Source organism: Pectobacterium carotovorum, from assembly GCF_900129615.1.
GTDB classification, from domain to species: Bacteria; Pseudomonadota; Gammaproteobacteria; order Enterobacterales; family Enterobacteriaceae; genus Pectobacterium; species Pectobacterium carotovorum.
On sequence record NZ_FQWI01000018.1, the window covers coordinates 1 to 24,965 of the forward strand.

Here is a 24,965-nt window from a genome sequence, read left to right on the forward strand (position 1 = left end):
TTCAGAGTCAACGCTTATTTTAAAGTGTTTTCTCTTTCTTTATCGACCCGGTTGTGTGTTCACAGCGCCGTGTCGATGGAGGCGCATTATAGGGATCCGTTTTCGTTACACAACAACTTTCTTGATCTTTTTTTCTGTTCGCGTGTTTTTCGACCCTTTCGATGAGATCTTACTCGATCCACGCCACTTTTCAGTTGCCGACATCCCATATCTGTCGATATTTTGTCTAATAACGAGTAATCAGTATGTGGCAAATAACTACGAGGTTGTCGATGAGTGCAAAAACATTCCGCCGTTATAACGGTATTTCTCCCGTTTTAGGCGAAAGAGTCATGGTCGATCATTCCAGCGTGGTGATTGGCAAGGTAACACTAGGCGATGATGTCGGCATCTGGCCCCTTGTCGCCATACGCGGTGATGTTAACTACATTGCTATTGGTGCAAGGAGTAATGTTCAGGACGGTTCTGTACTTCATGTCACCCACTGCTCAGAGAAAAAACCAGAAGGTAATCCACTTATTATTGGTGAAGACGTTACAGTGGGCCATAAAGCAATGCTGCACGGTTGCCAAATAGGAAATCGGGTTTTGGTCGGAATGGGATCAATACTCTTGGATGGAGCAATTGTTGAAGATGATGTCATGATTGGCGCAGGCAGCTTGGTCCCTCCAGGAAAACGGCTAGAGAAGGGACATCTATACCTCGGCAGCCCAGTCAAAAAAATTCGGCCACTCACACAAGAAGAAATAGAAGGGTTGATTTACTCGGCAAACAACTATGTTCGTTGGAAAGATGAATATCTTGCTCAGGACAATGAGTAATAACCTTCATCATCCCATTCTTCAGCAACGATCATTTTTTCCAGTTCATCTTCAAGATCCCATCGATACTCCCTGAACAGTGCCAGCCACCGTTCAGGGCTATCACCGCCATAACGTTGCTGGAGCAGCTCTGCGCTGACTAAACATTCCTGCTGAAAGCCATTCACTAAAACGGGAAAGCGGATCGCCATTACCTTATCATCCCAACTTTCACGATCGGGGAACTGGATCGCCTGATTCATTTAGCAAGATCCTGCTTTAGTAAAGCAATCACTGGCTCCACGTCCGGCATAACACCATGCCAAAGTTTAAACGCATGTGCCGCTTGCCCCACCAGCATTCCCAAACCATCTGCATAATGGAGAGCGCCATGCTGTACGCACCATGACAAAAAGGGGGTCAGTTGCGGCAGGTAAAACATGTCATAACAGCACGTTCCCGGAGAAATAAGCTCTGGCGGTAAGTTAGGAACGCTGTTGTCCATACCAGAAGATGTGGCGTTGATGATCAGATCGAAAGACTGCCCCTGTAAATCATCGAAAGCAACAGCTTGAATATCACCAATATCACGGAAGATCTTAGCTAAGACATCGGCCTTGGAAAAGGTCCTATTCGCCAGCACCACTGTACAACCATAGGCCAGCAGGGGTTGGATAACACCCCGCGCCGCACCACCTGCACCAACCAGCAAAACACGATCCAGAGGTTTCACCAGCGCCAATCGTTGTAGATCGCTGAGCAAACCGATGCCATCGGTATTATCACCAAACAGGCGACCGTCACTCAATCTCTTCAATGTATTGACCGCCCCCGCAAGCGCAGCACACTCGCTACACTCATCAGCTTCGGCAAAGGCCCGCTCTTTAAAGGGCGCAGTCACATTCGCCCCACCAGCGCCATCACGAAAATACTGGCGCAGCATCTGCTCAAAATTATCCAGAGGCGCTAACACGCGCTGGTATGTCAACGTTATCCCCGTCTGTGCAGCAAATAGCTCATGTATGCGAGGTGATTTACTATGTGCAATCGGATTGCCAAAAACCGCAAAAGACGTTACTTCAGACACGTTCCTCTCCAACTTGTCGTTACCCCTGACGAATAAGCTCGCCTGTTAATACATCCCTGATTTCTGATGGGTTCATTCTTCCGCCTACGTCCCCAACTAGCACAGGAAAATCATCACCAAACTGCTGAGAGACTTCCTGAGCAGTACGGCAGGGAGGTTGACCACTTAAATTAGCACTGGTCGACACCAACGGTTTACCGTAACGCAGGCACAGTTCCTTGACTAGCGGATGGTCACTAACGCGCACCGCAAGCGAAGAAAATTGCCCTGTTAACCACTGCGGAGTCGTGCGTTTTGCTGGCAATACCCAAGTAACCGGCCCCGGCCATGTGGAAAACATCACAGCCTTCTGCTCATCGGATAACGTACTGTCATCAATATAAGGAACCAGTTGGCTAAAATCTGCCGCAATCAGGATCAACCCTTTTTGCCAGGGGCGTTGTTTTAACGCCAGCAGGCGATTAACCGCCACTTCACTATCAGGATCGCATCCCAACCCAAATACCGCTTCAGTCGGGTACGCAATAACCTGCTCGTTATGTAATTCCCGCAAAACGGGAATCATTAGTTCATCAGATACATCACTCATTCTTATCAACTTCTGCCGCTATCGGTTTTCCACATAATTTACTGGCACAAAATAGCTTGATACCTTGTGCCGTTTTTTTCTCAAACAATAAAGCGTAATGGCAAGAAGGGCATTCACCCGCTATCGGCTTATGGTTTAACGTAAACTGGCAATCGGGATAGCGATCGCAAGAATGAAACACCTTGCCGTAGCGAGATTTACGCTGCAACAGCGTGCCTTCATTACACTGTGGACATCGAATCGCCGTTTCATCAGGGCGATCGATAGTCTCGGTATGATGGCATTCGGGGTAATTGCCACAGCCGATGAACATCCCATAACGACCTTGTCGTAAGACCAAGGTCGACTGACAAAGCGGACATTGCTGCCCATCTAACACTTTGACAATATGTCCGTCAGCTTGTGCTTTCAGCGGGCGAATGAACTCACATTCTGGATACGCAGAACAGCCAAGAAATGGGCCGTGCCGACCAGAACGGATAACCAGCACTGACCCACAGTCTGGACATATTTCCTGTTTTTTTTCAGCAAACAGTGCAGGCTTAGCCATTCGAACTGTTATTCCTCTGGCTATTGCACATAACCGTCATTGACCTCAAAGAGTAATTCTTCCATTTGCTGATAAGCATTCTCACAACCAGGCACATTAAAAAGCACCATGAGAATGACCCACTTCAGATCTTCCAGATCAAACTCCTGCGTTTCCAACGCCATGACGCGTTCAATAATCATTTCCCGCGTTTCAAGGTTCAGAACCTGAATTTGCTCAAGGAACAATAAAAAGCCACGACATTCCGCATCAAGACGCAACGCCTCATCCTGCGTATAGATCCGCATAGCAAGAGGATCGTTCGCTAAATAAAGCGGCGCAGTCTGCCCTTCCTGAATATCGGCCAGTTTTTCCAGCCAACTCAACGCGCTATAGATATCGTTACGATGGAATCCAGCGCGGGTGAGGTCATCAGTTAACGTATCCTGATCGACACGTATTTCAGTTTCATTGTGGATGTAACTCTCAAACAAGTACATGAGTACGTCGAACATGGCCTGCCCTCCTTAATCGGACATAGCCGCCGGGTACTGCTGCGATCCACCCTGCTAACTCCAGCTCTAATAGCTTAGTGACTATCTCTGGCACAGGTTGGCCGGCACGTTCAGCGACAACGTCAACAGGTGTAACCTCATCTCCTACGTTAGCCAACACGTCGGCAAATGGCAATTCGCCATCCTCTTCTTCGTTAGAAATAGTTTGCCCGCTTTGCATCGGTAGCCACTGCAATTCACTCACCAACTGTTCAAGAATATCCTTAGGGTGTGTAACCAAGCTCGCACCTTGCTGGATCAACCAGTGTGTCCCCTCAGTCATAGGGTTACCAATCGGTCCCGGCAGAGCAAAAACTTCCCGTCCTTGCTCCAAAGCATAACGCGCTGTAACCAACGACCCACTGCGGATAGACGCTTCAATTACCAGGACACCCAGCCCTAGTCCGCTGATAATACGATTTCTTCTGGGAAAGTTGGTTGGGAAAGGCGGCATAGCGAGGGGAAATTCGGAAACCAGCGCGCCACCATCGCCACAAATACGTTCGGCAAGCTTAGCGTGCCGCTTAGGATAAATATTCTCCAGCCCGCTTCCCAGCACGGCAATGGTTCTCCCTCCCGTATCCAAAGCGGCACGATGAGCAATACCATCAATGCCAATCGCTAGCCCGCTTGTCACCGTGAGTTCATTTGCGGCCAGCTCCTGAGCAAAAAAACATCCCCAGCGTTCACCGTAAGCACTGCTCCCCCGGCTACCAATAATCGATATTTGTGGCGATGCCAGCAACTCAGGAGAACCAGAAACAAAGAGCAGAAGCGGAAAATCACGAACATTGCTCAGCAGAAAGGGATATAGGGCATCTTCACACGTTACGATATGGTGATTGGGGTAAGACAACCAATTAAGGGTTTCTTCCAAAGTCTTACGATCGTAGGTACAAAATTGGGCTATTTGAGCATCAGACAGGCCTAACGCTCTCAAGGTCTCGTTATCGAACGTGTTTAAATCAATAAGCTTTCTGACAATCGCCCGAGCACGCCTGACACCTAGGTGCCGTACGCCCGTCATACGTAGCCAGATTTCCGTTGATAGCATCGGCATCCCTTACTCAACTCTGTTCAGATAAGTGCTGCAATTCAGTGCTGATGCTGTCAATCGGGGCAGGAAATGTCTAGAATGAGCATTAAGACTCTCTCACTATTCAGATACAGATCTAAACATATATGTCAGTTTTGCAGGTATTACATTTTCCAGACGAGCGGCTCCGCATCACTGCGCAGCCCGTAAAAGAAGTCAATGCAGATATTCAACGTATCGTGGATGATATGTTCGACACCATGTACGAAGAAGAAGGTATTGGCCTGGCGGCGACACAAGTCGATATTCATCAGCGTATTATTGTTATTGACGTCTCTGAAGAACGAGACCAACGACTGGTGCTGATCAATCCCGAGTTGATTGAAAAGAGCGGCGATACGGGCATCGAAGAGGGTTGCCTGTCGATCCCTGAAACGCGTGCACTGGTTCCTCGTGCAGAGCATGTGAAAGTGCGCGCATTGGATCGTGAAGGTAAAGAGTTCGAACTTGAAGCAAGCGAACTACTCGCCATTTGTATTCAGCATGAAATGGACCATTTGGTTGGGAAACTGTTTATCGATTATCTTTCCCCACTTAAACGCCAGCGCATTCGTCAAAAACTGGAAAAACTGGCTAAGCAGAATAGCCGAGCCCGATAATTTTCATCCTGACAGGAAGCACCGTGTCTGATTCTTTACGCATAATCTTTGCCGGAACCCCTGACTTTGCCGCGCGTCACCTTGACGCGCTTTTATCATCGGGCCATGAGGTCGTTGGCGTTTTCACCCAACCCGATCGGCCAGCAGGCAGAGGCAACAAGCTCACTCCCAGTCCAGTAAAAGTACTGGCAGAGCAACACAGCATCCCCATTTTCCAGCCTAAATCTCTGCGGCCGGAAGAAAACCAGGCGATGGTTCAGGCGTTAAATGCCGATGTTATGGTCGTTGTCGCCTACGGCTTAATTCTGCCGCAGCCCGTGCTATCCATGCCTCGCCTTGGCTGCATTAATGTTCACGGTTCTCTGTTGCCTCTCTGGCGCGGCGCGGCTCCCATTCAACGTGCATTGTGGGCTGGGGATAGTGAAACCGGCGTGACGATCATGCAAATGGATGTTGGGCTCGATACTGGCGCAATGCTGCACAAAATTTCGTGCCCTATTCTGCAGCAAGATACCAGCGCAACGTTGTACGATAAACTTGCTGAGCTGGGCCCACGTGGCTTATTGGAAACGCTGGAACAGCTTGCTGATGGTAGCGCTGTCGCTGAAGTACAAAATGACGCCCTTGCCACCTATGCAGAAAAGCTCAGCAAAGAAGAAGCACGTCTAAACTGGCAGTTATCTGCTGAGCAGCTTGAGCGCTGTATTCGTGCTTTTAATCCTTGGCCAGTCAGCTATTTCATCGTCGATGAACAACCGGTGAAAGTCTGGAAAGCTGAGGTCATCGCCAAAGCACATGGCTCACAGCCTGGTACAATCATACAGGCAGACAAGCAGGGCATTCAGGTAGCAACAGCCGATGGCATCTTGAATATTCAGGAATTGCAGCCCGCAGGCAAAAAAGTCATGGGCGCGCAGGATCTGCTTAACTCACGTCGTGAGTGGTTCGTTCCCGGTAATACACTGGACTAATCTATTTTTCATACCGGCACCATGCCGGTATATCCTCTCTCTTTTACGTATACGTCATCGCTAACACATGAAAAGCTCATACAATCTACGCAGTATTGCCGCAAAAGTGGTTGGACAGGTTCTGGATCAGGGGCAATCACTCAGCGCCTTATTACCTGTTCATCAGCGTGAAGTCTCCGATAAAGATCGCGCACTTTTGCAAGAGCTTTGCTTCGGCGTATTACGCGTTTTACCGCAGTTGGAATGGTGTATTCAACAACTGATGGCTAAACCTCTGACAGGTAAACAACGCACGCTGCACTACCTCATCATGGTCGGCATCTACCAACTGCAATATACGCGGATCCCGCCACATGCAGCGCTGGCTGAAACAGTAGAAGGTGCTGTGACGTTAAAAAAACCGCAACTCAAGGGGCTGATTAATGGCGTATTACGCCAATTTCAGCGTCAGCAGGAAGAACTGATTCAACGTGAGGCAACTCACTCATCTCACTACCTGCATCCAAGCTGGCTGCTGGCGCGCATTGAGCGTGCCTATCCAAATCACTGGCAAGGTATTGTTGAGGCAAATAATCAGCGCCCCCCAATGTGGTTACGTGTGAATCGATTACACCACACACGTGAAGCGTATTTAAACTTGTTAGAGCAAGAGGGAATCGAAGCATTTCCTCATGCTGAATACAGCGATGCGATACGACTTGCTGCTCCCTGTGCGGTCGATCAATTGCCAGGATTTTCTCAAGGATGGGCAACGGTACAAGATGCATCTGCTCAAGGCTGCGTCTATTGGCTCGATCCACAAGATGGTGAACAGATCCTCGATCTCTGCGCTGCACCTGGCGGAAAAACGACACACATTTTAGAAGCGGCACCAAAATCTCATGTACTCGCTGTCGATGTAGATGAAACACGTTTAAGCCGGGTAAAAGAAAATTTACTGCGGTTACAAATGCATGCCGAAGTAAAACAAGGCGATGGACGTTACCCCGATTCATGGTGCGAAGGGCGTGTGTTTGATCGTATTCTGTTGGATGCCCCATGCTCAGCCACGGGTGTGATTCGTCGTCATCCTGATATTAAGTGGTTACGCCGAGACAGAGATATTGAAGAGCTGGTTGTGCTACAAAAAGAGATCCTTGATGCCATTTGGCCACATCTCAAAACCGGCGGCACAATGGTCTATGCTACCTGCTCCATTCTTCCGCAAGAAAATGCTCAACAAGTTACAGATTTCCTAACTCGCCATACCGATGCAAAACTGGTTGATACAGGTACAAGAGAAATGCCAGGTATACAGATGCTTCCTCATGCCGATGGTGGTGATGGTTTCTTTTATGCGAAGCTGGTAAAAAACTGATATTAAACCCAGTATTGTCTGCAACAGACAGCAATCAATAAACGGCATGGCTTATTATGAAAATTATCATTCTTGGCGCGGGTCAGGTCGGCGGAACACTGGCGGAAAATCTAGCGGGTGAAAACAATGACATCACTGTCGTTGATACTGATGCAAATCGGTTACGCCAGCTTCAGGATAAGTTTGACCTGCGTGTCGTTACGGGCTATGCCTCTCACCCGCGAGTGCTTCGTGAAGCAGGGGCAGAAGATGCCGATATGCTGGTAGCCGTTACCAATTCAGATGAAACGAATATGGTAGCCTGCCAGATTGCTTATTCTCTTTTTAAAACCCCAAACCGGATTGCACGCATTCGCGCCGCTGAATACATTCGCGAATCAGAACAGCTGTTTTTACCAGAAGCGGTTCCCATCGATCACTTGATCTCCCCAGAACAGTTGGTGATCGATAACATTTACAAACTGATCGAATATCCCGGAGCACTTCAGGTCGTCAACTTCGCTGAAGGTAAAGTGAGTCTTGCCGCAGTTAATGCCTACTATGGCGGACCACTAGTGGGTAATGCCCTTACCTCACTCCGCGAACATATTCCTCACGTAGATACCCGCGTTGCGGCTATTTTTCGTCACGATCGTCCGATTCGCCCACAGGGTTCCACCATCATCGAAGCTGGAGATGAAGTGTTTTTTGTCGCCGCTTCGCAGCACATTCGCGCGGTGATGAGCGAATTGCAGCGCCTTGAAAAACCCTATAAAAGGATCATGATCGTTGGTGGCGGGAATGTCGGTGCAGGGCTAGCGCAGCGGTTAGAAAAAGATTACAGCATTAAGTTGATAGAACGAAATGCAGACCGAGCTGTGGAACTGGCTGAGCTTCTGCAAAATACGGTCGTATTCCATGGTGATGCTTCAGATCAAGAGCTCCTCGCCGAAGAACATATCGAGCAGATCGATGTATTCATCGCCATTACCAACGATGACGAAGCGAATATCATGTCAGCTATGCTGGCTAAACGTATGGGCGCGAAAAAAGTAATGGTGCTTATCCAGCGCCGAGCTTATGTCGATCTGGTTCAGGGCAGCGTCATCGATGTCGCAATATCTCCACAGCAGGCAACAATTTCTGCGCTACTTAGCCACGTCCGCAAGGCGGATATTGTAAGCGTATCCTCTTTACGTCGTGGTGTAGCCGAAGCAATCGAGGCCATCGCCCACGGTGATGAAGGCACATCGAAAGTTGTCGGCAGAATGATCGAAGATATTAAGCTTCCACCCGGTACCACTATAGGCGCAATTGTTCGCGGTGATGACGTCATCATTGCCAACGCAAATAGTAAAATTGAGCAAGGTGACCATGTCATCATGTTCTTGGCTGACAAGAAATTTGTACCTGATGTTGAACGTCTATTTCAACCGAGTCCCTTCTTTTTGTAATGTGGGAACACATTTATTGCTTATCGATAATCTGGCAAAGATGAGGCTATTGGTTAGAATTAATTTATAATTTTTGGCAAGGAGAACGGATATGAGCATCATTAAAGAATTCAGAGAGTTTGCCATGCGTGGCAACGTTGTCGATTTGGCAGTGGGTGTCATTATTGGCGCAGCTTTCGGCAAAATCGTTTCTTCTCTGGTATCAGATATTATTATGCCGCCACTTGGACTTTTGATTGGTGGTGTCGATTTTAAACAATTCAGCCTTATTCTTCGTGACGCCCAAGGTGAAATTCCTGCCGTTGTCATGAACTATGGCGCTTTCATCCAGAATATTTTTGACTTTATCATCGTCGCTTTCGCGATTTTTATAGCGATCAAGCTTATGAATAAAATGCGTCGGAAACAGGAAGATACGCCAGCCGCACCGCCAAAACCTAGCGCAGAAGAGAAGCTATTAGCTGAAATTCGCGATTTACTTAAAGAACAACAAACTAGACAGTAAGAATTGAGTTTCTGCCTAGACTCAGTATCGTTACGCAGAAAGTAGAAAGGCCAGAGGTAAATAATCATTTGATTGCTTACCACTGGCCTCCCAGTTACCTTTCTTCATGTGCTTCTCTTTTCTACGATAACTTCCTTTTCCTTTTTCATTCACTTCAATTCGTTGGCGAAACAGCGGGTCATGTAGCAATGCCTCAATGGCGTTGTCCTGTATTTTCCCGCGTTTATGACTGTATGTGGTCATCATTACTCCTAAGAAAGTCGGGGGGTGATATGTACATCAATAAAACGCGCAGAGTATATAGTCGAAATGGATAGATAGGAACAGGCGGGATGTATTTTTTCAGCTCGCTTAGACACAGATAATTGCTCAGAATGTGTACTTATGCGAAAGAATGATTTATTTCAGATATAAAAAAACCGGGTTTCCCCGGTTTTTTTACGCTCTTACAGATTACTCTGCAGTAGCCACTTCTTCTGTCTGCGAAACTGAGCGATCAACGAGCTCGATGTATGCCATCGGCGCATTGTCACCAGCACGGAAGCCACACTTCAGAATACGAGTGTAACCACCGGCACGGCTCGCGAAACGCGGGCCCAGTTCATTAAACAGTTTTGCCACGATCTCGTTATCACGAGTACGGGCGAATGCCAGACGACGATTAGCAACGCTGTCGGTCTTGGCAAGAGTAATCAGCGGTTCAACAACGCGACGCAGCTCTTTCGCTTTCGGCAGGGTCGTCTTGATGATTTCATGACGAACCAAAGAACTAGCCATGTTACGGAACATAGCCTGACGATGGCTGCTGTTACGGTTCAGTTGACGACCACTCTTACGATGGCGCATGACCTTATCCTTCTCAGTAAAACCTTAACCTGTGATCTGGTTACTCATCAGCAATGCTTGCCGGTGGCCAGTTTTCCAGGCGCATGCCCAGAGACAGACCACGGGAAGCCAGTACGTCTTTAATCTCAGTAAGAGATTTTTTACCAAGGTTAGGCGTTTTGAGCAGCTCAACCTCGGTACGCTGTACCAGATCACCGATGTAGTGGATAGCTTCTGCCTTAAGGCAGTTAGCAGAGCGGACAGTCAATTCCAGATCGTCAACAGGGCGCAGCAGAATCGGATCGAATTCTGGTTTCTCTTCTTTAACTTCTGGCTGACGAACATCACGTAAGTCAACAAAAGCTTCAAGTTGTTCAGCCAGAATGGTTGCCGCACGGCGGATCGCCTCTTCAGGATCGATCGTGCCATTGGTTTCCATTTCGATGACTAGCTTGTCCAGGTCAGTACGCTGTTCTACACGAGCTGCTTCAACATTGTAGGCAATACGCTCTACAGGGCTGTAGCAAGCATCAACTAACAGACGACCGATCGGGCGCTCATCTTCTTCCGTATGAATACGGGCAGATGCCGGCACATAACCACGACCACGTTGAACTTTGATACGCATGCTAATAGATGCATTTTCATCGGTCAGGTGGCAAATTAAGTGCTGCGGCTTGACGATTTCGACATCACCATCATGGATGATGTCGGCTGCAGTCACAGGGCCAATGCCAGATTTATTCAGGGTAAGAATAACTTCATCTTTGCCTTGAACTCTCACCGCCAGCCCTTTCAGGTTGAGCAGGATTTCCAGGATATCTTCCTGTACGCCTTCTTTGGTGCTGTACTCATGCAGTACACCATCAATCTCAACCTCGGTCACCGCGCAACCTGGCATGGATGAAAGCAGAATACGGCGCAGTGCGTTGCCAAGAGTATGGCCGAAGCCTCGCTCTAATGGCTCAAGGGTCACCTTGGCGTGCGTCGAACTCACTTGCTCGATATCAACCAGGCGCGGTTTTAGAAACTCTGTCACAGAACCCTGCATTGTGTCCTCTCTTTGGTACTAAGCTTTACTTGGAGTAAAGCTCGACGATCAGGTGTTCATTAATGTCCGCAGACAGATCGGTACGTTCAGGAATACGTTTGAACACACCTTCCATCTTGGCAGCATCAACTTCCAGCCAAGTTGGCTTTTCACGCTGTTCAGCCAGCTCCAGAGCGGCTTTCACGCGAGATTGCTTTTTCGCTTTCTCACGGATGCTGACTACGTCATTCGGGGATACCTGATAAGAAGCGATGCTAACAACGCGACCGTTTACCATGATAGCTTTGTGGCTTACCATCTGACGTGCTTCAGCACGAGTGGCACCAAAACCCATACGATAAACAACGTTATCCAGACGACCTTCCAGCAGTTGCAGCAGGTTTGCACCTGTGTTGCCTTTCAGACGTGCAGCTTCTTTATAATAGTTACGGAACTGACGCTCCAGAACACCGTAGATACGGCGAACTTTTTGCTTTTCACGCAACTGTACACCATAGTCAGACAGACGCGGTTTACGCGCACCGTGCTGGCCAGGAGCTTGTTCAATTTTACACTTGGAATCGATCGCACGAACACCAGACTTCAGGAACAGGTCGGTGCCTTCACGACGGCTCAGCTTGAGCTTAGGACCCAAATATCTTGCCATTTTCTTTCTCCAACAATCCTAAAAGCGGCGTTATACGCGGCGCTTTTTCGGCGGACGACAACCGTTATGAGGGATCGGAGTCACATCAGTAATATTAGTGATGCGGAAACCAGCCGCGTTCAATGCGCGGATAGTAGACTCACGGCCCGGACCAGGTCCTTTAACCATAACTTCCAGGTTCTTAATACCGTACTCTTTCACGGCCTCTGCGCAACGTTCTGCAGCTACCTGAGCAGCGAACGGCGTAGATTTACGAGAACCACGGAAGCCGGAACCACCGGCAGTTGCCCAACCCAGCGCATTACCCTGACGATCAGTAATGGTTACGATGGTGTTGTTGAAAGAAGCATGGATATGAGCCACACCGTCAGAGACTTGCTTTCTTACACGCTTACGTGCACGAATAGGTGCCTTTGCCATTATTCAATCACCCCGATTATTTCTTGATCGGTTTGCGCGGACCCTTACGGGTACGGGCGTTAGTCTTGGTACGCTGACCGCGAACCGGCAGACCACGACGATGACGCAAACCACGATAAGTACCAAGGTCCATAAGACGCTTGATGCTCAGGGTAACTTCACGACGCAGATCACCTTCTACAACAAACTTGGCAACTTCGTCACGCAGCTTATCGATTTGCTCTTCAGACAGCTCACTGATCTTAACATCTTCGGCAATCCCTGTTGCAGCACAAATAGCCTGCGACCGGGTTTTACCGATACCGAAAATCGACGTTAACGCAATAACGGTATGTTTATGATCAGGAATGTTAATGCCTGCTATACGGGCCACTATGCACTCCTACAATTTTATACAGCAACACCATTCTGAAAAGCCCGTTTTCAGGATACTCAAATAATGTTGCAGCTACATACAAAAGATTGGCTGGCTAATCTAGCCAGCTCAATCCAACTTTGCAAGAAAAATATGCGAGATAATCAGCCTTGACGCTGTTTATGCTTCGGCTCGGCACTGCAGATCACACGAACGACACCGTTACGCTTAACAATCTTACAGTTACGACATAATTTCTTGACGGAAGCACGAACTTTCATTTTTACTCTCCGTAACTTCTCAAGCTCACCTAATTAACGGTTATAGCCTTTCAGGTTTGCTTTCTTCAATGCAGACTCATATTGACTCGACATCATCAGAGTTTGCACTTGAGCCATAAAGTCCATGATGACGACAACAACGATCAATAAAGATGTACCCCCGAAATAGAAAGGTACTTTCATTGCGTCACGCATAAACTCCGGGATCAGGCAGATAAAAGTAATATACATCGCACCAATCAGAGTCAGGCGAGTCATCACTTTATCGATATATTTCGCCGTTTGCTCTCCCGGACGAATTCCTGGCACGAATGCACCGGACTTCTTCAGGTTATCTGCTGTTTCGCGTGGGTTGAAAACCAACGCAGTGTAGAAGAAACAGAAGAAGATGATTGCAGACGCATAGAGTAACACATAAAGCGGTTGTCCGGGCTGCAAATACAGCGAAATAGTTGTCAGCCAGTTCCAACCGGTACCGCCCCCAAACCAAGATGCAATCGTGGCTGGGAACAGAATAATACTGGAGGCGAAAATTGCAGGGATAACCCCAGCCATGTTCACCTTCAGCGGTAAATGCGTACTCTGTGCTGCATAAACACGACGACCCTGTTGACGTTTTGCATAGTTAACGACGATACGGCGTTGACCACGCTCAACGAAAACAACGAAGAAGGTTACTGCAAACACTAAAACTGCAACCAACAGCAACAGGAGGAAGTGCAGGTCGCCTTGCCGAGCTTGCTCGATGGTATGGCCAATGGCCGGCGGTAGTCCCGCAACAATACCAGCGAAGATTATGATCGAGATACCGTTACCGATACCACGTTCCGTAATCTGTTCTCCCAGCCACATCAGGAACATTGTCCCAGTAACCAGGCTCACAACAGCGGTAAAGTAGAAAGCAAAGCCTGGATTTATCACCAAGTCTTGCATTCCAGGCATATTCGGCAAACCGGTAGCAATACCGATAGACTGGAATATAGCCAATACCAAGGTACCGTAGCGGGTATACTGGCTGATCTTACGACGGCCAGCTTCCCCTTCTTTCTTTATTTCAGCCAACGCAGGATGAACCACCGTCAGCAACTGGATAATAATCGACGCCGAAATATACGGCATAATACCCAGTGCAAAGATAGAAGCACGGCTGAGAGCACCACCAGAGAACATGTTAAACATTTCAATGATGGTGCCTCGCTGCTGTTCAAGCAATTTGGCAAGCACAGTGGCATCAATACCAGGAATTGGGATAAAAGAGCCAATACGGAAAACAATTAGCGCACCGATAACAAACAAAAGTCTGCGCTTCAGTTCACCAACTCCGCCTTTAGCACTTTGAAAATCTAATCCTGGTTGCTTAGCCATCTGCTACTTATTCCTCAATTTTACCGCCAGCAGTTTCGATAGCAGCACGAGCACCTTTAGTGACACGCAGACCACGAATCGTTACCGGACGAGCAACTTCACCAGACAGAATCACTTTCGCGAACTCAATCTGAATGCCAATAACATTAGCGGCTTTCAGCGTATTCAGGTCAACCACGTCGCCTTCTACTTTAGCTAAATCAGACAGACGAACTTCTGCCGTGATCATCGCTTTGCGAGAAGTAAAACCGAATTTCGGCAGACGACGATATAAAGGCATCTGACCACCTTCAAAACCACGACGCACGCCACCGCCAGAACGAGAGTTCTGACCTTTGTGACCACGACCACTGGTTTTGCCCAGGCCAGAACCGATACCACGACCTAAACGCTTCGGTGCGTGTTTAGCACCTTCGGCCGGAGACAGAGTATTTAAACGCATCTGTTACTCCTCTACTTTAACCATGTAGGAAACCGCGTTGACCATACCGCGAACCGCAGGAGTATCCTCACGTTCAACTGTATGACCAATACGACGCAGACCCAGGCCAAGCAGTGTCGCCTTATGTTTCGGCAGACGACCGATTGCACTACGGGTTTGAGTAATTTTAATAGTCTTTGCCACGGTCATTACCCCAGAATTTCTTCAACGGATTTACCACGCTTGGCAGCGACCATTTCCGGGGACTTCATATTGGCCAAACCATCAATCGTCGCACGAACCACGTTAATCGGGTTAGTGGAACCATAGGCTTTAGCCAATACGTTGTGAACCCCTGCAACTTCCAAAACGGCGCGCATTGCACCACCGGCAATAATACCGGTACCTTCGGAAGCTGGCTGCATGAACACACGAGAACCCGTGTGAGCACCTTTAACTGGGTGCTGCAGGGTGCCGTTGTTCAGCGCGACATTCATCATATTGCGACGGGCTTTTTCCATCGCTTTCTGGATCGCTGCTGGAACTTCGCGAGCTTTACCGTAACCAAAACCAACGCGGCCGTTGCCATCACCCACTACAGTCAGTGCGGTGAAGCTGAAAATACGACCACCTTTAACGGTTTTAGATACGCGATTTACCGCGATCAGCTTTTCCTGCAGTTCGCCAGCTTGTTTCTCGATGTGAGCCATCTTACACCTCTACCTTAGAACTGAAGGCCAGCTTCACGGGCAGCATCTGCCAGTGCTTGGACTCGACCATGATATTGGAAACCGGAACGGTCGAAAGAGACATCTTTGATGCCTTTTTCTAACGCGCGTTCTGCAATAGCTTTACCTATTGCACTTGCTGCGTCTTTATTACCGGTAGACTTCAGTTGTTCAGCGATAGCTTTTTCTACAGTAGAAGCGGCTACCAGGACTTCAGAACCGTTCGGTGCAATGACCTGCGCATAAATATGGCGTGGAGTACGATGTACCACCAGACGCGTCGCACCCAGTTCCTGGAGCTTGCGGCGTGCGCGGGTCGCACGACGGATACGAGCTGCTTTCTTATCCATAGTGTTACCTTACTTCTTCTTAGCCTCTTTGGTACGCACGACTTCGTCGGCGTAACGGACACCCTTGCCTTTATAAGGCTCAGGACGACGGTAGGCGCGTAATTCCGCAGCAACCTGACCAATAACCTGCTTATCAGCACCTTTCAGTACGATTTCAGTTTGGCTTGGGCATTCTGCAGTAATACCTGCCGGCAGTGCATGCTCTACTGGGTGAGAAAACCCGAGAGACAGGTTAACCACGTTGCCTTTAACAGCAGCACGATAACCAACACCAACCAGTTGCAGCTTCTTAGTGAAGCCTTCGGTAACACCGATAACCATTGCGTTCAACAGAGCGCGAGTGGTACCCGCTTGGGCCCATCCGTCAACGAAACCTTCGCGCGGAGCGAAAGTCAGAGCGTTGTCAGCTTGTTTCACTTCAACAGCATCATGGATCTTACGACTCAGCTCGCCGTTTTTACCCTTAATCGAAACATCCTGACCGTTGAGTTTTACCTCTACGCCGGCAGGAATGACGACGGGTGCTTTTGCAACACGAGACATTTTTCCTCCCGATTAAGCTACGTAGCAGATAATCTCGCCACCAAGACCAGCCTGGCGAGCTGCACGATCAGTCATAACACCTTTAGAGGTAGAAACAACTGCGATACCCAAACCGGCCATAACTTTTGGCAGCTCATCTTTTCTTTTATAGATGCGCAGACCTGGACGGCTTACTCGCTGAATGCTTTCTACCACTGCCTTGCCCTGGAAATATTTAAGTTCTAATTCCAGAACTGGCTTGGTGTCGCCTTCGATTTTGAAATCTTCAATGTAACCTTCTTCCTTCAGCACGTTGGCAATTGCCACTTTCAGCTTGGAGGAAGGCATGGTGACCGCAACTTTGTTCGCGGCTTGACCGTTACGGATACGGGTCAGCATATCCGCGATCGGATCTTGCATGCTCATCTGTCTTTACTCCCGTGATTCAATTGGTGACAATTACCAGCTAGCCTTTTTCAGACCCGGAATTTCACCGCGCATAGCGGCTTCACGGACCTTGATACGGCTCAACCCGAACTTCCGCAGGAAAGCGTGCGGACGACCAGTTTGGCGGCAGCGGTTACGCTGACGAGACGGGCTGGAATCACGCGGCAGAGTCTGCAGCTTAAGAACTGCATCCCAACGATCTTCGTCGGATGAGTTCACACCAGAGATGATAGCTTTCAATTCCTCGCGTTTAGCGCGGTATTTTTCAGCCAGTTTCACACGAACAACTTCGCGTGCTTTCATGGATTGCTTAGCCATTAGTAACCCTACCTTACTTGCGGAATGGGAAGTTAAAGGCGGCCAACAGCGCACGGCCTTCATCATCGGATTTCGCAGTAGTGGTAATGGTAATGTCCAAACCACGAACGCGATCGACTTTATCGTAGTCGATTTCCGGGAAGATGATCTGCTCACGCACACCCATGCTGTAGTTACCACGACCATCGAATGACTTAGCGGACAAGCCACGGAAGTCACGAATACGCGGTACAGCAATGGAAATCAGACGCTCAAGGAACTCCCACATGCGTTCGCCACGCAGAGTTACTTTACAGCCGATCGGATAGCCCTGACGGATTTTGAAGCCTGCAACAGATTTGCGTGCTTTGGTGATCAACGGTTTTTGACCGGAGATAGCTGCCAGATCAGCTGCTGCGTTATCCAGCAGTTTCTTGTCAGCGATCGCTTCACCAACACCCATGTTCAGGGTGATCTTCTCGACCCGAGGGACTTGCATGACAGAATTGTAGTTAAACTCAGTCATGAGTTTCTTAACTACTTCGTCTTTGTAGTAATCATGCAGTTTCGCCATCGTACTACTCCAAATTACTTGATAGTTTCGCTATTAGATTTAAAGAAACGGACTTTTTTTCCGTCTTCGAATCTAAAGCCTACACGGTCAGCCTTACCAGTTGCCGCATTGAAGATTGCAAGGTTAGAAACTTGAATTGCAGCTTCTTTTTCAACGATGCCGCCTGGTTGGTTCAGGGCCGGAACCGGCTTCTGATGTTTTTTAACCAGGTTAATACCTTCAACAATGACCTTACTAGCAGACAGGACATTTTTTACTTTACCGCGCTTACCTTTATCTTTACCGGTTAGCACAATAACTTCGTCATCACGACGGATTTTCGCTGCCATGATTCGCTCCTTAAAGTACTTCTGGTGCCAGAGAGATAATTTTCATGAACTTCTCATTACGCAGTTCACGAGTTACCGGCCCAAAAATACGCGTACCGATAGGCTGTTCGCTGTTATTATTTAAAATAACGCAAGCATTGCCATCGAAGCGAATGACAGAACCGTCCGGGCGACGAACACCCTTCTTGGTGCGCACCACTACCGCCTTCAGAACATCGCCTTTCTTCACCTTACCGCGAGGAATTGCTTCCTTGATGGTAATTTTGATGATATCGCCGACGCCTGCGTAGCGACGGTGCGAGCCACCTAGAACCTTGATACACATTACGCGACGTGCACCGGAATTATCGGCCACGTTCAGCATAGTCTGTTCTTGGATCATTTTAGTGCTCCGCTTGTCAACTACTACTCTAGGACCCTTTCGGGCCATTAAATACCCCATAATTGAGGGCGCAGCATTATAACACCGCTTCCTTGGTATGGGTAGAAAAAATAAACGGCCCTTTGCAGAGCCGTTTATCATAAGAGAAGAGCGCTACTTTATTACAGAATCGCTTTCTCTACAACGCGAACAAGTGTCCAAGACTTATTTTTGGACAGCGGGCGGCATTCGCGGATTTCAACCACGTCACCGATACCGCATTCATTGTTCTCGTCATGTACGTGCAGCTTAGTCGTACGCTTAATGAATTTACCGTAAAGCGGGTGTTTCACAAAACGTTCGATAGCAACAACCATGGATTTCTCCATTTTGTCGCTTACAACACGACCTTGCAGAGTACGGATTTTATCGGTCATTACGCACCCGCCTTCTCAGTCAGTAAAGTCTTAACACGTGCAATATTGTGACGCACTTGTTTTACCAGGTGAGTCTGTTGCAACTGACCACTGGCAGCCTGCATACGCAGGTTAAATTGCTCGCGCAGCAGGCCGAGCAGTTCAGTGTTCAGCTCTTCGACGCTTTTTTCACGCAGCTCATTTGCTTTCATTACATCACCGTCTTAGTTACAAAGGTGGTTTTGATAGGCAGTTTCGCTGCTGCCAGTTGGAATGCCTCACGGGCTAACTCTTCCGGCACACCGTCCATTTCGTACAGGACTTTACCTGGCTGAATCAAGGCAACCCAATATTCTACGTTACCTTTACCTTTACCCATACGAACTTCAAGCGGTTTCTCGGTGATCGGTTTGTCCGGGAATACACGGATCCAGATCTTACCTTGACGCTTAACAGCACGGGTCATGGCACGACGTGCAGCTTCGATTTGACGAGCAGTCAGGCGACCGCGGCCAACAGCTTTCAGACCGAAAGTGCCGAAGCTAACATCCGTACCCTGCGCCAGACCACGGTTGCGGCCCTTGTGCACCTTACGGAATTTTGTACGCTTTGGTTGTAACATCAGCGACTCTCCTTACTTGCGGCCTTTACGCTGCTGCTTTTTAGGTTGAGCAGCCGGTTTTTCCGGTTGTTCAACGGCAGCCATACCACCCAGGATCTCACCTTTGAAGATCCACACTTTCACACCGATAACACCATAAGTGGTGTGCGCTTCGGAGGTGTTGTAGTCGATATCCGCACGCAGTGTGTGCAACGGAACACGACCTTCACGGTACCATTCGGTACGCGCGATTTCAGCGCCGCCAAGACGGCCACTTACTTCAACTTTAATACCTTTAGCGCCCAGACGCATGGCGTTCTGTACCGCACGCTTCATAGCACGACGGAACATCACACGACGCTCCAGCTGAGAAGTGATGCTGTCAGCAACCAGTTTTGCGTCCAGTTCAGGTTTACGAACTTCTGCGATATTGATCTGTGCAGGTACGCCAGCGATATCCGCTACGACTTTACGCAGTTTCTCAACATCTTCACCTTTTTTACCGATCACGATACCCGGGCGAGCAGTGTGAATAGTCACACGAATGCTTTTTGCCGGACGTTCGATAACGATACGAGAAACGGAAGCCTTCTCCAGTTCCTTCGTCAGGTATTTACGAACTTTAAAATCGCTGTCCAGGTTGTCAGCGAATTCTTTGGTATTCGCATACCAGGTAGAGTTCCAAGGTTTGACAATACCCAGGCGAATACCATTAGGATGTACTTTCTGACCCATTGCTAGTCTCCAGAGTCTCAGCGATCGGACACAACCACAGTAATGTGGCTGGTACGCTTCAGGATGCGATCCGCACGACCTTTAGCACGCGGCATAATGCGCTTCATGCTTGGGCCTTCGTCAACGAAGATTTTCGCGACTTTCAGATCATCAATGTCAGCGCCATCGTTGTGTTCTGCGTTAGCAATAGCAGACTCCAGCACTTTTTTAACCAGACCAGCAGCTTTCTTGTTGGTGTAGGTCAGAACTTCCAGAGCTTGCGACACTTTCTTACCGCGAATCAGGTCTGCCACCAGGCGAACCTTTTGAGCAGAAGAACGAGCGTGGCAATGTTTAGCGATAGTTTCCATCTCTTCCTCCTACCTTAGCGCTTCTTGGCCTTTTTGTCGGCCGCATGGCCGCGATAAGTACGAGTCGGCGCGAATTCACCCAGTTTGTGACCGACCATTTCATCGGAAACAAACACCGGAACGTGCTGACGACCATTATGGACAGCGATGGTCAAACCGATCATATTTGGAAAGATCGTTGAACGACGGGACCAAGTGCGCAAAGGCTTCTTGTCTCCGCTTTCCACCGCTTTCTCTACCTTCTTCAGCAAGTGCAGGTCAATAAATGGACCTTTCTTGAGAGAACGTGGCATGGTTTATCCTCTAAGATTATTTAGTACGGCGACGTACGATAAATTTATCAGTACGCTTGTTGCTGCGGGTCTTCTTACCTTTGGTCTGAACGCCCCACGGACTAACCGGGTGCTTACCAAAGTTACGACCTTCACCACCACCGTGTGGGTGGTCGACTGGGTTCATTGCCGTACCGCGAACGGTAGGACGAACACCACGCCAGCGTGCAGCACCAGCTTTACCCAGAACGCGAAGCATGTGCTCAGCGTTGCCGACTTCGCCCAGCGTAGCGCGGCAGTCGGATTCGACTTTACGCATTTCGCCAGAACGCAGACGCAGGGTAACGTAAGAACCGTCACGAGCAACGATCTGAACGTAAGCACCAGCAGAACGAGCCAATTGGCCGCCTTTACCTGGTTTCATTTCTACGTTATGAACCGTTGAACCGACTGGAATGTTACGCATCGGCAGGGTGTTACCCGCTTTAATCGCAGCATCAACGCCAGATTGAATCTGATCGCCGGCTTTCAGGCCTTTCGGCGCCAGGATGTAACGACGTTCGCCGTCTTTGTACAGAACCAGCGCGATATTCGCGGAACGGTTCGGGTCATACTCCAGACGCTCAACAACCGCAGGAATACCATCTTTATTGCGTTTGAAGTCAATCAGACGATATTGCTGTTTGTGACCACCACCGATGTGACGGGTAGTGATGCGGCCATTGTTGTTACGGCCACCGGATTTGCTGTTCTTTTCCAGCAACGGGGCATAAGGTTTGCCCTTGTGCAGCTCAGGGTTAACCACTTTAACAACGTGGCGACGACCCGGAGATGTCGGTTTACATTTAACAACTGCCATTGTCTTTCTCCTCCGACTTACTCAGCGCCGCCGATGAAGTCCAGATTCTGGCCTTCTTTCAGGGTGACGTAAGCTTTTTTCCAGTCGCTGCGACGACCAATACGCTGTCCGTGACGCTTAACTTTACCCTTAACTACCAGGGTGTTTACGTCTTTAACTTCTACTTCGAACAGTTTCTCTACAGCAGCAACAATCTCTGCTTTAGTCGCGTCTTTAGCAACTTTGAGAACGATGGTGTTAGTTTTTTCCATCGCGGTAGATGCTTTTTCAGATACGTGCGGCGCGCGCAGTACTTTCAGCAGACGTTCTTCACGGATCATGCCAGCATCTCCTCAACTTGCTTAACTGCATCAGCAGTCATAACGACTTTGTCGAAGGCGATCAAGCTAACTGGGTCGATACCTGCTGCATCACGCACGTCAACCTTGTACAGGTTACGCGCAGCCAGGAACAGATTCTCATCCAGTTCACCGGTGATGATCAACACGTCTTCCAGTGCCATATCTTTCAGTTTCTGCGCCAGCAACTTAGTTTTAGGTGCTTCTACAGAGAACGTCTCGACAACGATCAGACGATCTTGACGTACCAGTTCGGACAGAATGCTTTTCAGCGCGCCGCGGTACATCTTTTTGTTAACTTTCTGACTGTGGTCCTGTGGCTTAGCAGCGAAGGTCACACCACCGGAACGCCAGATCGGGCTCTTAACAGAACCAGAACGCGCACGGCCAGTACCTTTCTGACGCCAAGGTTTTTTACCGGAACCAGTTACTTCAGCACGGGTCTTCTGGGCGCGAGTACCTTGACGGGCACCTGCTGCATAAGCAACAACAACCTGATGTACCAGCGCTTCGTTGAAATCACGACCGAAGGTAGTTTCGGAAACAGTCAGCGCGCTTTGCGCGTCTTTCAATACTAATTCCATTGCTATCTCCTCACGCCTTCACAGCTGGTTTAACGATCAGGTCGCTACCGGTAGCTCCCGGAACAGCACCTTTAACCAGCAGCAGGTTGCGCTCAGCGTCAACACGCACTACGTCCAGGCTCTGAACGGTTACACGTTCGTTACCCAGCTGGCCTGCCATTTTCTTGCCTTTGAACACTTTGCCCGGAGTCTGGTTCTGACCGATAGAACCCGGAACGCGGTGGGACAAGGAGTTACCGTGAGTAGCATCCTGAGTACGGAAATTCCAGCGCTTAACTGTGCCAGCAAAACCTTTACCTTTAGATGTACCAGTAACGTCTACTTTTTTAACGTCTGCGAAAATTTCGACACTGATGCTCTGACCTACAGTGAACTCTTCGCCTTCAGAAAGACGGAATTCACGCAGAGTACGGCCAGCTTCTACGCCAGCTTTAGCAAAGTGACCTGCTTCTGGCTTGGTAACACGGTTTGCTTTTTTAGCACCAGTAGTTACTTGCACAGCGCGGTAACCGTCGTTAGCCAGGTCTTTAACCTGAGTTACGCGGTTTGCTTCAATTTCGATAACGGTTACGGGGATAGATACGCCATCTTCAGTGAAGATACGGGTCATGCCCACTTTTTTACCGACTAAACCAATCATTGTTTCAACCTCTCAATCGCTCAATGACCTGATTAACCCAGGCTGATCTGCACGTCTACACCAGCAGCCAGATCCAGACGCATCAGAGCATCAACGGTTTTCTCGGTTGGCTCAACGATGTCAACCAGACGCTTGTGAGTGCGAATCTCGTACTGATCGCGCGCATCTTTATTGACGTGCGGAGAAATCAGAACGGTAAAGCGCTCTTTGCGGGTCGGCAGCGGGATCGGACCACGTACTTGCGCACCAGTGCGCTTAGCAGTCTCGACGATTTCCGCAGTTGATTGATCAATCAGACGATGATCAAACGCTTTCAGGCGGATACGGATTCTTTGGTTCTGCATGAGACCAGAGCTCCAATTATTTATAAACGTAAATGATTACTCCTCACACCCATTTCGATTGATGGGGGAGTGTAATCGTCAGCACATAACCCCCATATCGGGAGTATTGTTTTGGTCAATAAATGAATATTGGCCGTCTGATTCAGATTGAATCAGGCTTACCTAGTTTCAGTAAGCTCGCGCATTATACGCAAATTGGCTGGGGAAGCAACAAGCAGGATGAAATGATTTTAACGCGGCCGGAGCAATGTGCGCAGTCCGGCCGGATTGGGGCATAAATTACATAGCAGGCTACGATAATCAGTTACTCAGCTTTTAGCTGAGCTTGAAGATAGTTTTGTATACCAAGACGTGAAATCAAATCTAACTCCGTTTCCAACCAGTCGATGTGCCCTTCTTCATCAGCAAGAATTTCTATCATTAAATCTCTGCTGACGTAGTCATGCACCGAATCAGCATAGGCAATTGCCTCACGCAAACTCTTTGCACCATCCAATTCAAGTTGAAGATCAGAACGTAAAATCTCCTCGACATCCTCGCCAATATTTAACTTACCCAAATCCTGTAGATTCGGGATGCCTTCGAGAAACAAGATTCGTTCGATGTAGCGATCAGCATGTTTCATTTCGTCAATAGACTCATGATATTCGTGATCGTTAAGACGGGTTAAGCCCCAGTTTTTAAACATTCGGGCATGAAGAAAATATTGGTTAATGGCTACCAGCTCGTTGCCCAATAACTTATTCAGGTGTGTGATGACTTTTTTATCGCCTTTCATGACATGCTCCTCCGCTCCAGTTCTTAAAGTGTAGAACCGGTAAGCAGAGAGTCAAAAAAACAACCCTACATTTTATGCTACTTCATACATATCAGGAATTTTAGCCTGCTCTTCCTCAAAAATGACACGTGCCTGACGAATACACTTACCGCAATCTGTCCCGATAGGAACGAGTTTGCGTAATTGTTGCATAGATTGAGGTTGGTGCTGACGAACAGCATTACGAATGACTTTGTCAGAAATCGCATTGCACAAACAAACATACATATCAGAATGACTCATTGTTATCGCGAGTGTCTTTCGCACTACCTTTCAGGACACTACAACCAGCATTTGAAACCGCTCCTAGCGATTTTTTAACCAATCGAGCCATTCTAAATAAGAATTATTTTTATTTCAATTCCCATCTAATCATTCGGACGTAAAAAAAGGCACCGAAGTGCCTTTTTCATGCATTAAGTTTATCAGCGATTAAGCGATAACTTTAGCAACAACGCCCGCGCCTACTGTACGGCCGCCTTCACGGATTGCGAAACGCAAACCGTCGTCCATCGCG

Annotated in this window: 44 protein-coding genes; 6 read left to right on the forward strand and 38 right to left on the reverse strand. The window is 48.5% G+C overall.

Annotated elements, in window-relative coordinates; translation table 11 throughout:
* Positions 1-272: 272 nt before the first annotated feature.
* The gene (locus tag BUB06_RS21400) at positions 273-821 is read left to right on the forward strand and encodes a gamma carbonic anhydrase family protein (protein ID WP_029369157.1); all 549 of its coding nucleotides are present in this window, start codon (positions 273-275) and stop codon (positions 819-821) included.
* Here the strand turns inward: BUB06_RS21400 and BUB06_RS21405 are convergent.
* The 6 genes from BUB06_RS21405 to dprA are packed head-to-tail and all read right to left on the reverse strand — an operon-like array spanning position 806 to position 4,613.
* Positions 806-1,063, reverse strand: coding sequence for a DUF1488 family protein (locus BUB06_RS21405; RefSeq protein WP_010309848.1), 258 nt, complete (start codon positions 1,061-1,063; stop codon positions 806-808). The two genes, BUB06_RS21400 and BUB06_RS21405, sit on opposite strands and share 16 nt — an antisense overlap.
* On the reverse strand, positions 1,060-1,887 hold the full coding sequence (gene aroE, locus BUB06_RS21410; RefSeq protein ID WP_039476362.1) for a shikimate dehydrogenase: 828 nt from the start codon (positions 1,885-1,887) through the stop codon (positions 1,060-1,062). The genes BUB06_RS21405 and aroE overlap by 4 nt, the downstream gene beginning before the upstream one ends.
* A gap of 19 nt (positions 1,888-1,906) precedes the next feature.
* Positions 1,907-2,476 carry an L-threonylcarbamoyladenylate synthase type 1 TsaC gene (gene tsaC / locus BUB06_RS21415; protein ID WP_039476363.1) on the reverse strand — a complete coding sequence of 190 codons (570 nt, stop codon included), beginning with the start codon at positions 2,474-2,476 and terminating at the stop codon, positions 1,907-1,909.
* Complete coding sequence (locus tag BUB06_RS21420) at positions 2,469-3,026, reverse strand: DNA topoisomerase family protein (RefSeq protein WP_010309857.1); 558 nt, start codon at positions 3,024-3,026, stop codon at positions 2,469-2,471. The genes tsaC and BUB06_RS21420 overlap by 8 nt, the downstream gene beginning before the upstream one ends.
* Before the next feature lie 20 nt (positions 3,027-3,046).
* Positions 3,047-3,520: a DUF494 family protein gene (locus BUB06_RS21425; RefSeq protein ID WP_039476367.1), complete on the reverse strand. Its 474-nt coding sequence runs from the start codon at positions 3,518-3,520 to the stop codon at positions 3,047-3,049.
* A complete protein-coding gene (dprA, locus tag BUB06_RS21430; RefSeq protein WP_039476368.1) occupies positions 3,492-4,613 on the reverse strand; it encodes a DNA-protecting protein DprA in 1,122 nt (373 codons plus the stop codon). Before dprA ends, BUB06_RS21425 begins: the two co-directional genes overlap by 29 nt.
* Before the next feature lie 128 nt (positions 4,614-4,741).
* Here dprA and def point away from each other — a divergent pair, with 128 nt between their 5' ends.
* The 5 genes from def to mscL all read left to right on the forward strand — a co-directional run bounded on the left by def (position 4,742) and on the right by mscL (position 9,520).
* Positions 4,742-5,254: a peptide deformylase gene (def, locus tag BUB06_RS21435; RefSeq protein WP_039476371.1), complete on the forward strand. Its 513-nt coding sequence runs from the start codon at positions 4,742-4,744 to the stop codon at positions 5,252-5,254.
* 23 nt (positions 5,255-5,277) lie between these two features.
* Entirely contained in the window at positions 5,278-6,225 is a 948-nt protein-coding gene (gene fmt, locus BUB06_RS21440) for a methionyl-tRNA formyltransferase (protein WP_039476374.1), read from the forward strand.
* A gap of 67 nt (positions 6,226-6,292) precedes the next feature.
* Complete coding sequence (rsmB, locus tag BUB06_RS21445; RefSeq protein ID WP_039476378.1) at positions 6,293-7,582, forward strand: 16S rRNA (cytosine(967)-C(5))-methyltransferase RsmB; 1,290 nt, start codon at positions 6,293-6,295, stop codon at positions 7,580-7,582.
* Positions 7,583-7,638: 56 nt separating this feature from the next.
* On the forward strand, positions 7,639-9,015 hold the full coding sequence (gene trkA, locus BUB06_RS21450) for a Trk system potassium transporter TrkA (protein ID WP_010304922.1): 1,377 nt from the start codon (positions 7,639-7,641) through the stop codon (positions 9,013-9,015).
* A gap of 91 nt (positions 9,016-9,106) precedes the next feature.
* Positions 9,107-9,520: a large-conductance mechanosensitive channel protein MscL gene (gene mscL, locus BUB06_RS21455; RefSeq protein WP_039476380.1), complete on the forward strand. Its 414-nt coding sequence runs from the start codon at positions 9,107-9,109 to the stop codon at positions 9,518-9,520.
* A gap of 30 nt (positions 9,521-9,550) precedes the next feature.
* Here the strand turns inward: mscL and BUB06_RS21460 are convergent, their stop codons facing one another.
* The 32 genes from BUB06_RS21460 to BUB06_RS21615 all read right to left on the reverse strand — a co-directional run.
* Complete coding sequence (locus BUB06_RS21460) at positions 9,551-9,763, reverse strand: alternative ribosome-rescue factor A (protein WP_039476382.1); 213 nt, start codon at positions 9,761-9,763, stop codon at positions 9,551-9,553.
* A 210-nt stretch (positions 9,764-9,973) separates the two neighbouring features.
* A complete protein-coding gene (gene rplQ, locus BUB06_RS21465; RefSeq protein WP_005970246.1) occupies positions 9,974-10,366 on the reverse strand; it encodes a 50S ribosomal protein L17 in 393 nt (130 codons plus the stop codon).
* A 40-nt stretch (positions 10,367-10,406) separates the two neighbouring features.
* Positions 10,407-11,396 (reverse strand): DNA-directed RNA polymerase subunit alpha, encoded by a 990-nt coding sequence (locus BUB06_RS21470; RefSeq protein ID WP_005970247.1) that lies wholly within the window; start codon positions 11,394-11,396, stop codon positions 10,407-10,409.
* Positions 11,397-11,421: 25 nt separating this feature from the next.
* Positions 11,422-12,042, reverse strand: coding sequence for a 30S ribosomal protein S4 (rpsD, locus tag BUB06_RS21475; protein WP_010286047.1), 621 nt, complete (start codon positions 12,040-12,042; stop codon positions 11,422-11,424).
* 30 nt (positions 12,043-12,072) lie between these two features.
* Complete coding sequence (gene rpsK / locus BUB06_RS21480; protein ID WP_002919257.1) at positions 12,073-12,462, reverse strand: 30S ribosomal protein S11; 390 nt, start codon at positions 12,460-12,462, stop codon at positions 12,073-12,075.
* A 16-nt stretch (positions 12,463-12,478) separates the two neighbouring features.
* Positions 12,479-12,835, reverse strand: coding sequence for a 30S ribosomal protein S13 (gene rpsM / locus BUB06_RS21485; protein WP_010286058.1), 357 nt, complete (start codon positions 12,833-12,835; stop codon positions 12,479-12,481).
* A gap of 146 nt (positions 12,836-12,981) precedes the next feature.
* Entirely contained in the window at positions 12,982-13,098 is a 117-nt protein-coding gene (gene rpmJ / locus BUB06_RS21490) for a 50S ribosomal protein L36 (protein ID WP_002227352.1), read from the reverse strand.
* 33 nt (positions 13,099-13,131) lie between these two features.
* Positions 13,132-14,463 (reverse strand): preprotein translocase subunit SecY, encoded by a 1,332-nt coding sequence (gene secY / locus BUB06_RS21495; protein ID WP_010286083.1) that lies wholly within the window; start codon positions 14,461-14,463, stop codon positions 13,132-13,134.
* Between the two features lie 7 nt (positions 14,464-14,470).
* Positions 14,471-14,905: a 50S ribosomal protein L15 gene (rplO, locus tag BUB06_RS21500; RefSeq protein ID WP_010286086.1), complete on the reverse strand. Its 435-nt coding sequence runs from the start codon at positions 14,903-14,905 to the stop codon at positions 14,471-14,473.
* A gap of 3 nt (positions 14,906-14,908) precedes the next feature.
* Complete coding sequence (gene rpmD, locus BUB06_RS21505) at positions 14,909-15,088, reverse strand: 50S ribosomal protein L30 (protein WP_004846568.1); 180 nt, start codon at positions 15,086-15,088, stop codon at positions 14,909-14,911.
* A 5-nt stretch (positions 15,089-15,093) separates the two neighbouring features.
* On the reverse strand, positions 15,094-15,594 hold the full coding sequence (gene rpsE / locus BUB06_RS21510; protein ID WP_005970257.1) for a 30S ribosomal protein S5: 501 nt from the start codon (positions 15,592-15,594) through the stop codon (positions 15,094-15,096).
* 14 nt (positions 15,595-15,608) lie between these two features.
* The gene (gene rplR, locus BUB06_RS21515) at positions 15,609-15,962 is read right to left on the reverse strand and encodes a 50S ribosomal protein L18 (RefSeq protein ID WP_010286111.1); all 354 of its coding nucleotides are present in this window, start codon (positions 15,960-15,962) and stop codon (positions 15,609-15,611) included.
* A gap of 9 nt (positions 15,963-15,971) precedes the next feature.
* Entirely contained in the window at positions 15,972-16,505 is a 534-nt protein-coding gene (gene rplF / locus BUB06_RS21520; protein WP_005970259.1) for a 50S ribosomal protein L6, read from the reverse strand.
* Positions 16,506-16,517: 12 nt separating this feature from the next.
* Positions 16,518-16,910: a 30S ribosomal protein S8 gene (gene rpsH / locus BUB06_RS21525; protein WP_005970261.1), complete on the reverse strand. Its 393-nt coding sequence runs from the start codon at positions 16,908-16,910 to the stop codon at positions 16,518-16,520.
* Between the two features lie 33 nt (positions 16,911-16,943).
* The gene (gene rpsN / locus BUB06_RS21530) at positions 16,944-17,249 is read right to left on the reverse strand and encodes a 30S ribosomal protein S14 (protein ID WP_010286114.1); all 306 of its coding nucleotides are present in this window, start codon (positions 17,247-17,249) and stop codon (positions 16,944-16,946) included.
* 13 nt (positions 17,250-17,262) lie between these two features.
* On the reverse strand, positions 17,263-17,802 hold the full coding sequence (gene rplE, locus BUB06_RS21535; protein WP_005970265.1) for a 50S ribosomal protein L5: 540 nt from the start codon (positions 17,800-17,802) through the stop codon (positions 17,263-17,265).
* 14 nt (positions 17,803-17,816) lie between these two features.
* Positions 17,817-18,131 carry a 50S ribosomal protein L24 gene (gene rplX, locus BUB06_RS21540; RefSeq protein WP_005970267.1) on the reverse strand — a complete coding sequence of 105 codons (315 nt, stop codon included), beginning with the start codon at positions 18,129-18,131 and terminating at the stop codon, positions 17,817-17,819.
* A 10-nt stretch (positions 18,132-18,141) separates the two neighbouring features.
* Positions 18,142-18,513 (reverse strand): 50S ribosomal protein L14, encoded by a 372-nt coding sequence (rplN, locus tag BUB06_RS21545; RefSeq protein ID WP_000613954.1) that lies wholly within the window; start codon positions 18,511-18,513, stop codon positions 18,142-18,144.
* 161 nt (positions 18,514-18,674) lie between these two features.
* Positions 18,675-18,929, reverse strand: coding sequence for a 30S ribosomal protein S17 (rpsQ, locus tag BUB06_RS21550; protein ID WP_010286161.1), 255 nt, complete (start codon positions 18,927-18,929; stop codon positions 18,675-18,677).
* Positions 18,929-19,120: a 50S ribosomal protein L29 gene (rpmC, locus tag BUB06_RS21555; RefSeq protein ID WP_005970272.1), complete on the reverse strand. Its 192-nt coding sequence runs from the start codon at positions 19,118-19,120 to the stop codon at positions 18,929-18,931. The genes rpsQ and rpmC overlap by 1 nt, the downstream gene beginning before the upstream one ends.
* Positions 19,120-19,530: a 50S ribosomal protein L16 gene (gene rplP / locus BUB06_RS21560; RefSeq protein WP_005970273.1), complete on the reverse strand. Its 411-nt coding sequence runs from the start codon at positions 19,528-19,530 to the stop codon at positions 19,120-19,122. The genes rpmC and rplP overlap by 1 nt, the downstream gene beginning before the upstream one ends.
* Positions 19,531-19,542: 12 nt before the next feature.
* The gene (rpsC, locus tag BUB06_RS21565; protein ID WP_005970274.1) at positions 19,543-20,244 is read right to left on the reverse strand and encodes a 30S ribosomal protein S3; all 702 of its coding nucleotides are present in this window, start codon (positions 20,242-20,244) and stop codon (positions 19,543-19,545) included.
* A gap of 17 nt (positions 20,245-20,261) precedes the next feature.
* Complete coding sequence (gene rplV / locus BUB06_RS21570; protein WP_005970275.1) at positions 20,262-20,594, reverse strand: 50S ribosomal protein L22; 333 nt, start codon at positions 20,592-20,594, stop codon at positions 20,262-20,264.
* Between the two features lie 14 nt (positions 20,595-20,608).
* Positions 20,609-20,887 (reverse strand): 30S ribosomal protein S19, encoded by a 279-nt coding sequence (rpsS, locus tag BUB06_RS21575; protein ID WP_004929772.1) that lies wholly within the window; start codon positions 20,885-20,887, stop codon positions 20,609-20,611.
* A gap of 16 nt (positions 20,888-20,903) precedes the next feature.
* Positions 20,904-21,725, reverse strand: coding sequence for a 50S ribosomal protein L2 (gene rplB, locus BUB06_RS21580; RefSeq protein WP_010286179.1), 822 nt, complete (start codon positions 21,723-21,725; stop codon positions 20,904-20,906).
* A gap of 17 nt (positions 21,726-21,742) precedes the next feature.
* The gene (gene rplW / locus BUB06_RS21585) at positions 21,743-22,045 is read right to left on the reverse strand and encodes a 50S ribosomal protein L23 (protein ID WP_005970277.1); all 303 of its coding nucleotides are present in this window, start codon (positions 22,043-22,045) and stop codon (positions 21,743-21,745) included.
* Positions 22,042-22,647: a 50S ribosomal protein L4 gene (gene rplD, locus BUB06_RS21590; protein ID WP_010304939.1), complete on the reverse strand. Its 606-nt coding sequence runs from the start codon at positions 22,645-22,647 to the stop codon at positions 22,042-22,044. The genes rplW and rplD overlap by 4 nt, the downstream gene beginning before the upstream one ends.
* 10 nt (positions 22,648-22,657) lie before the next feature.
* Positions 22,658-23,287 carry a 50S ribosomal protein L3 gene (gene rplC / locus BUB06_RS21595; protein ID WP_010304941.1) on the reverse strand — a complete coding sequence of 210 codons (630 nt, stop codon included), beginning with the start codon at positions 23,285-23,287 and terminating at the stop codon, positions 22,658-22,660.
* Positions 23,288-23,319: 32 nt separating this feature from the next.
* Positions 23,320-23,631: a 30S ribosomal protein S10 gene (rpsJ, locus tag BUB06_RS21600; protein WP_001181005.1), complete on the reverse strand. Its 312-nt coding sequence runs from the start codon at positions 23,629-23,631 to the stop codon at positions 23,320-23,322.
* A gap of 304 nt (positions 23,632-23,935) precedes the next feature.
* Positions 23,936-24,409, reverse strand: a complete 474-nt coding sequence (bfr, locus tag BUB06_RS21605) for a bacterioferritin (RefSeq protein WP_010304949.1) — start codon at positions 24,407-24,409, stop codon at positions 23,936-23,938.
* A 72-nt stretch (positions 24,410-24,481) separates the two neighbouring features.
* Positions 24,482-24,676: a bacterioferritin-associated ferredoxin gene (bfd, locus tag BUB06_RS21610; RefSeq protein WP_005970281.1), complete on the reverse strand. Its 195-nt coding sequence runs from the start codon at positions 24,674-24,676 to the stop codon at positions 24,482-24,484.
* 204 nt (positions 24,677-24,880) lie between these two features.
* Positions 24,881-24,965 (reverse strand): EF-Tu C-terminal domain-related protein (locus tag BUB06_RS21615; protein ID WP_411600481.1); only part of this gene is annotated, 85 nt, incomplete at its 5' end.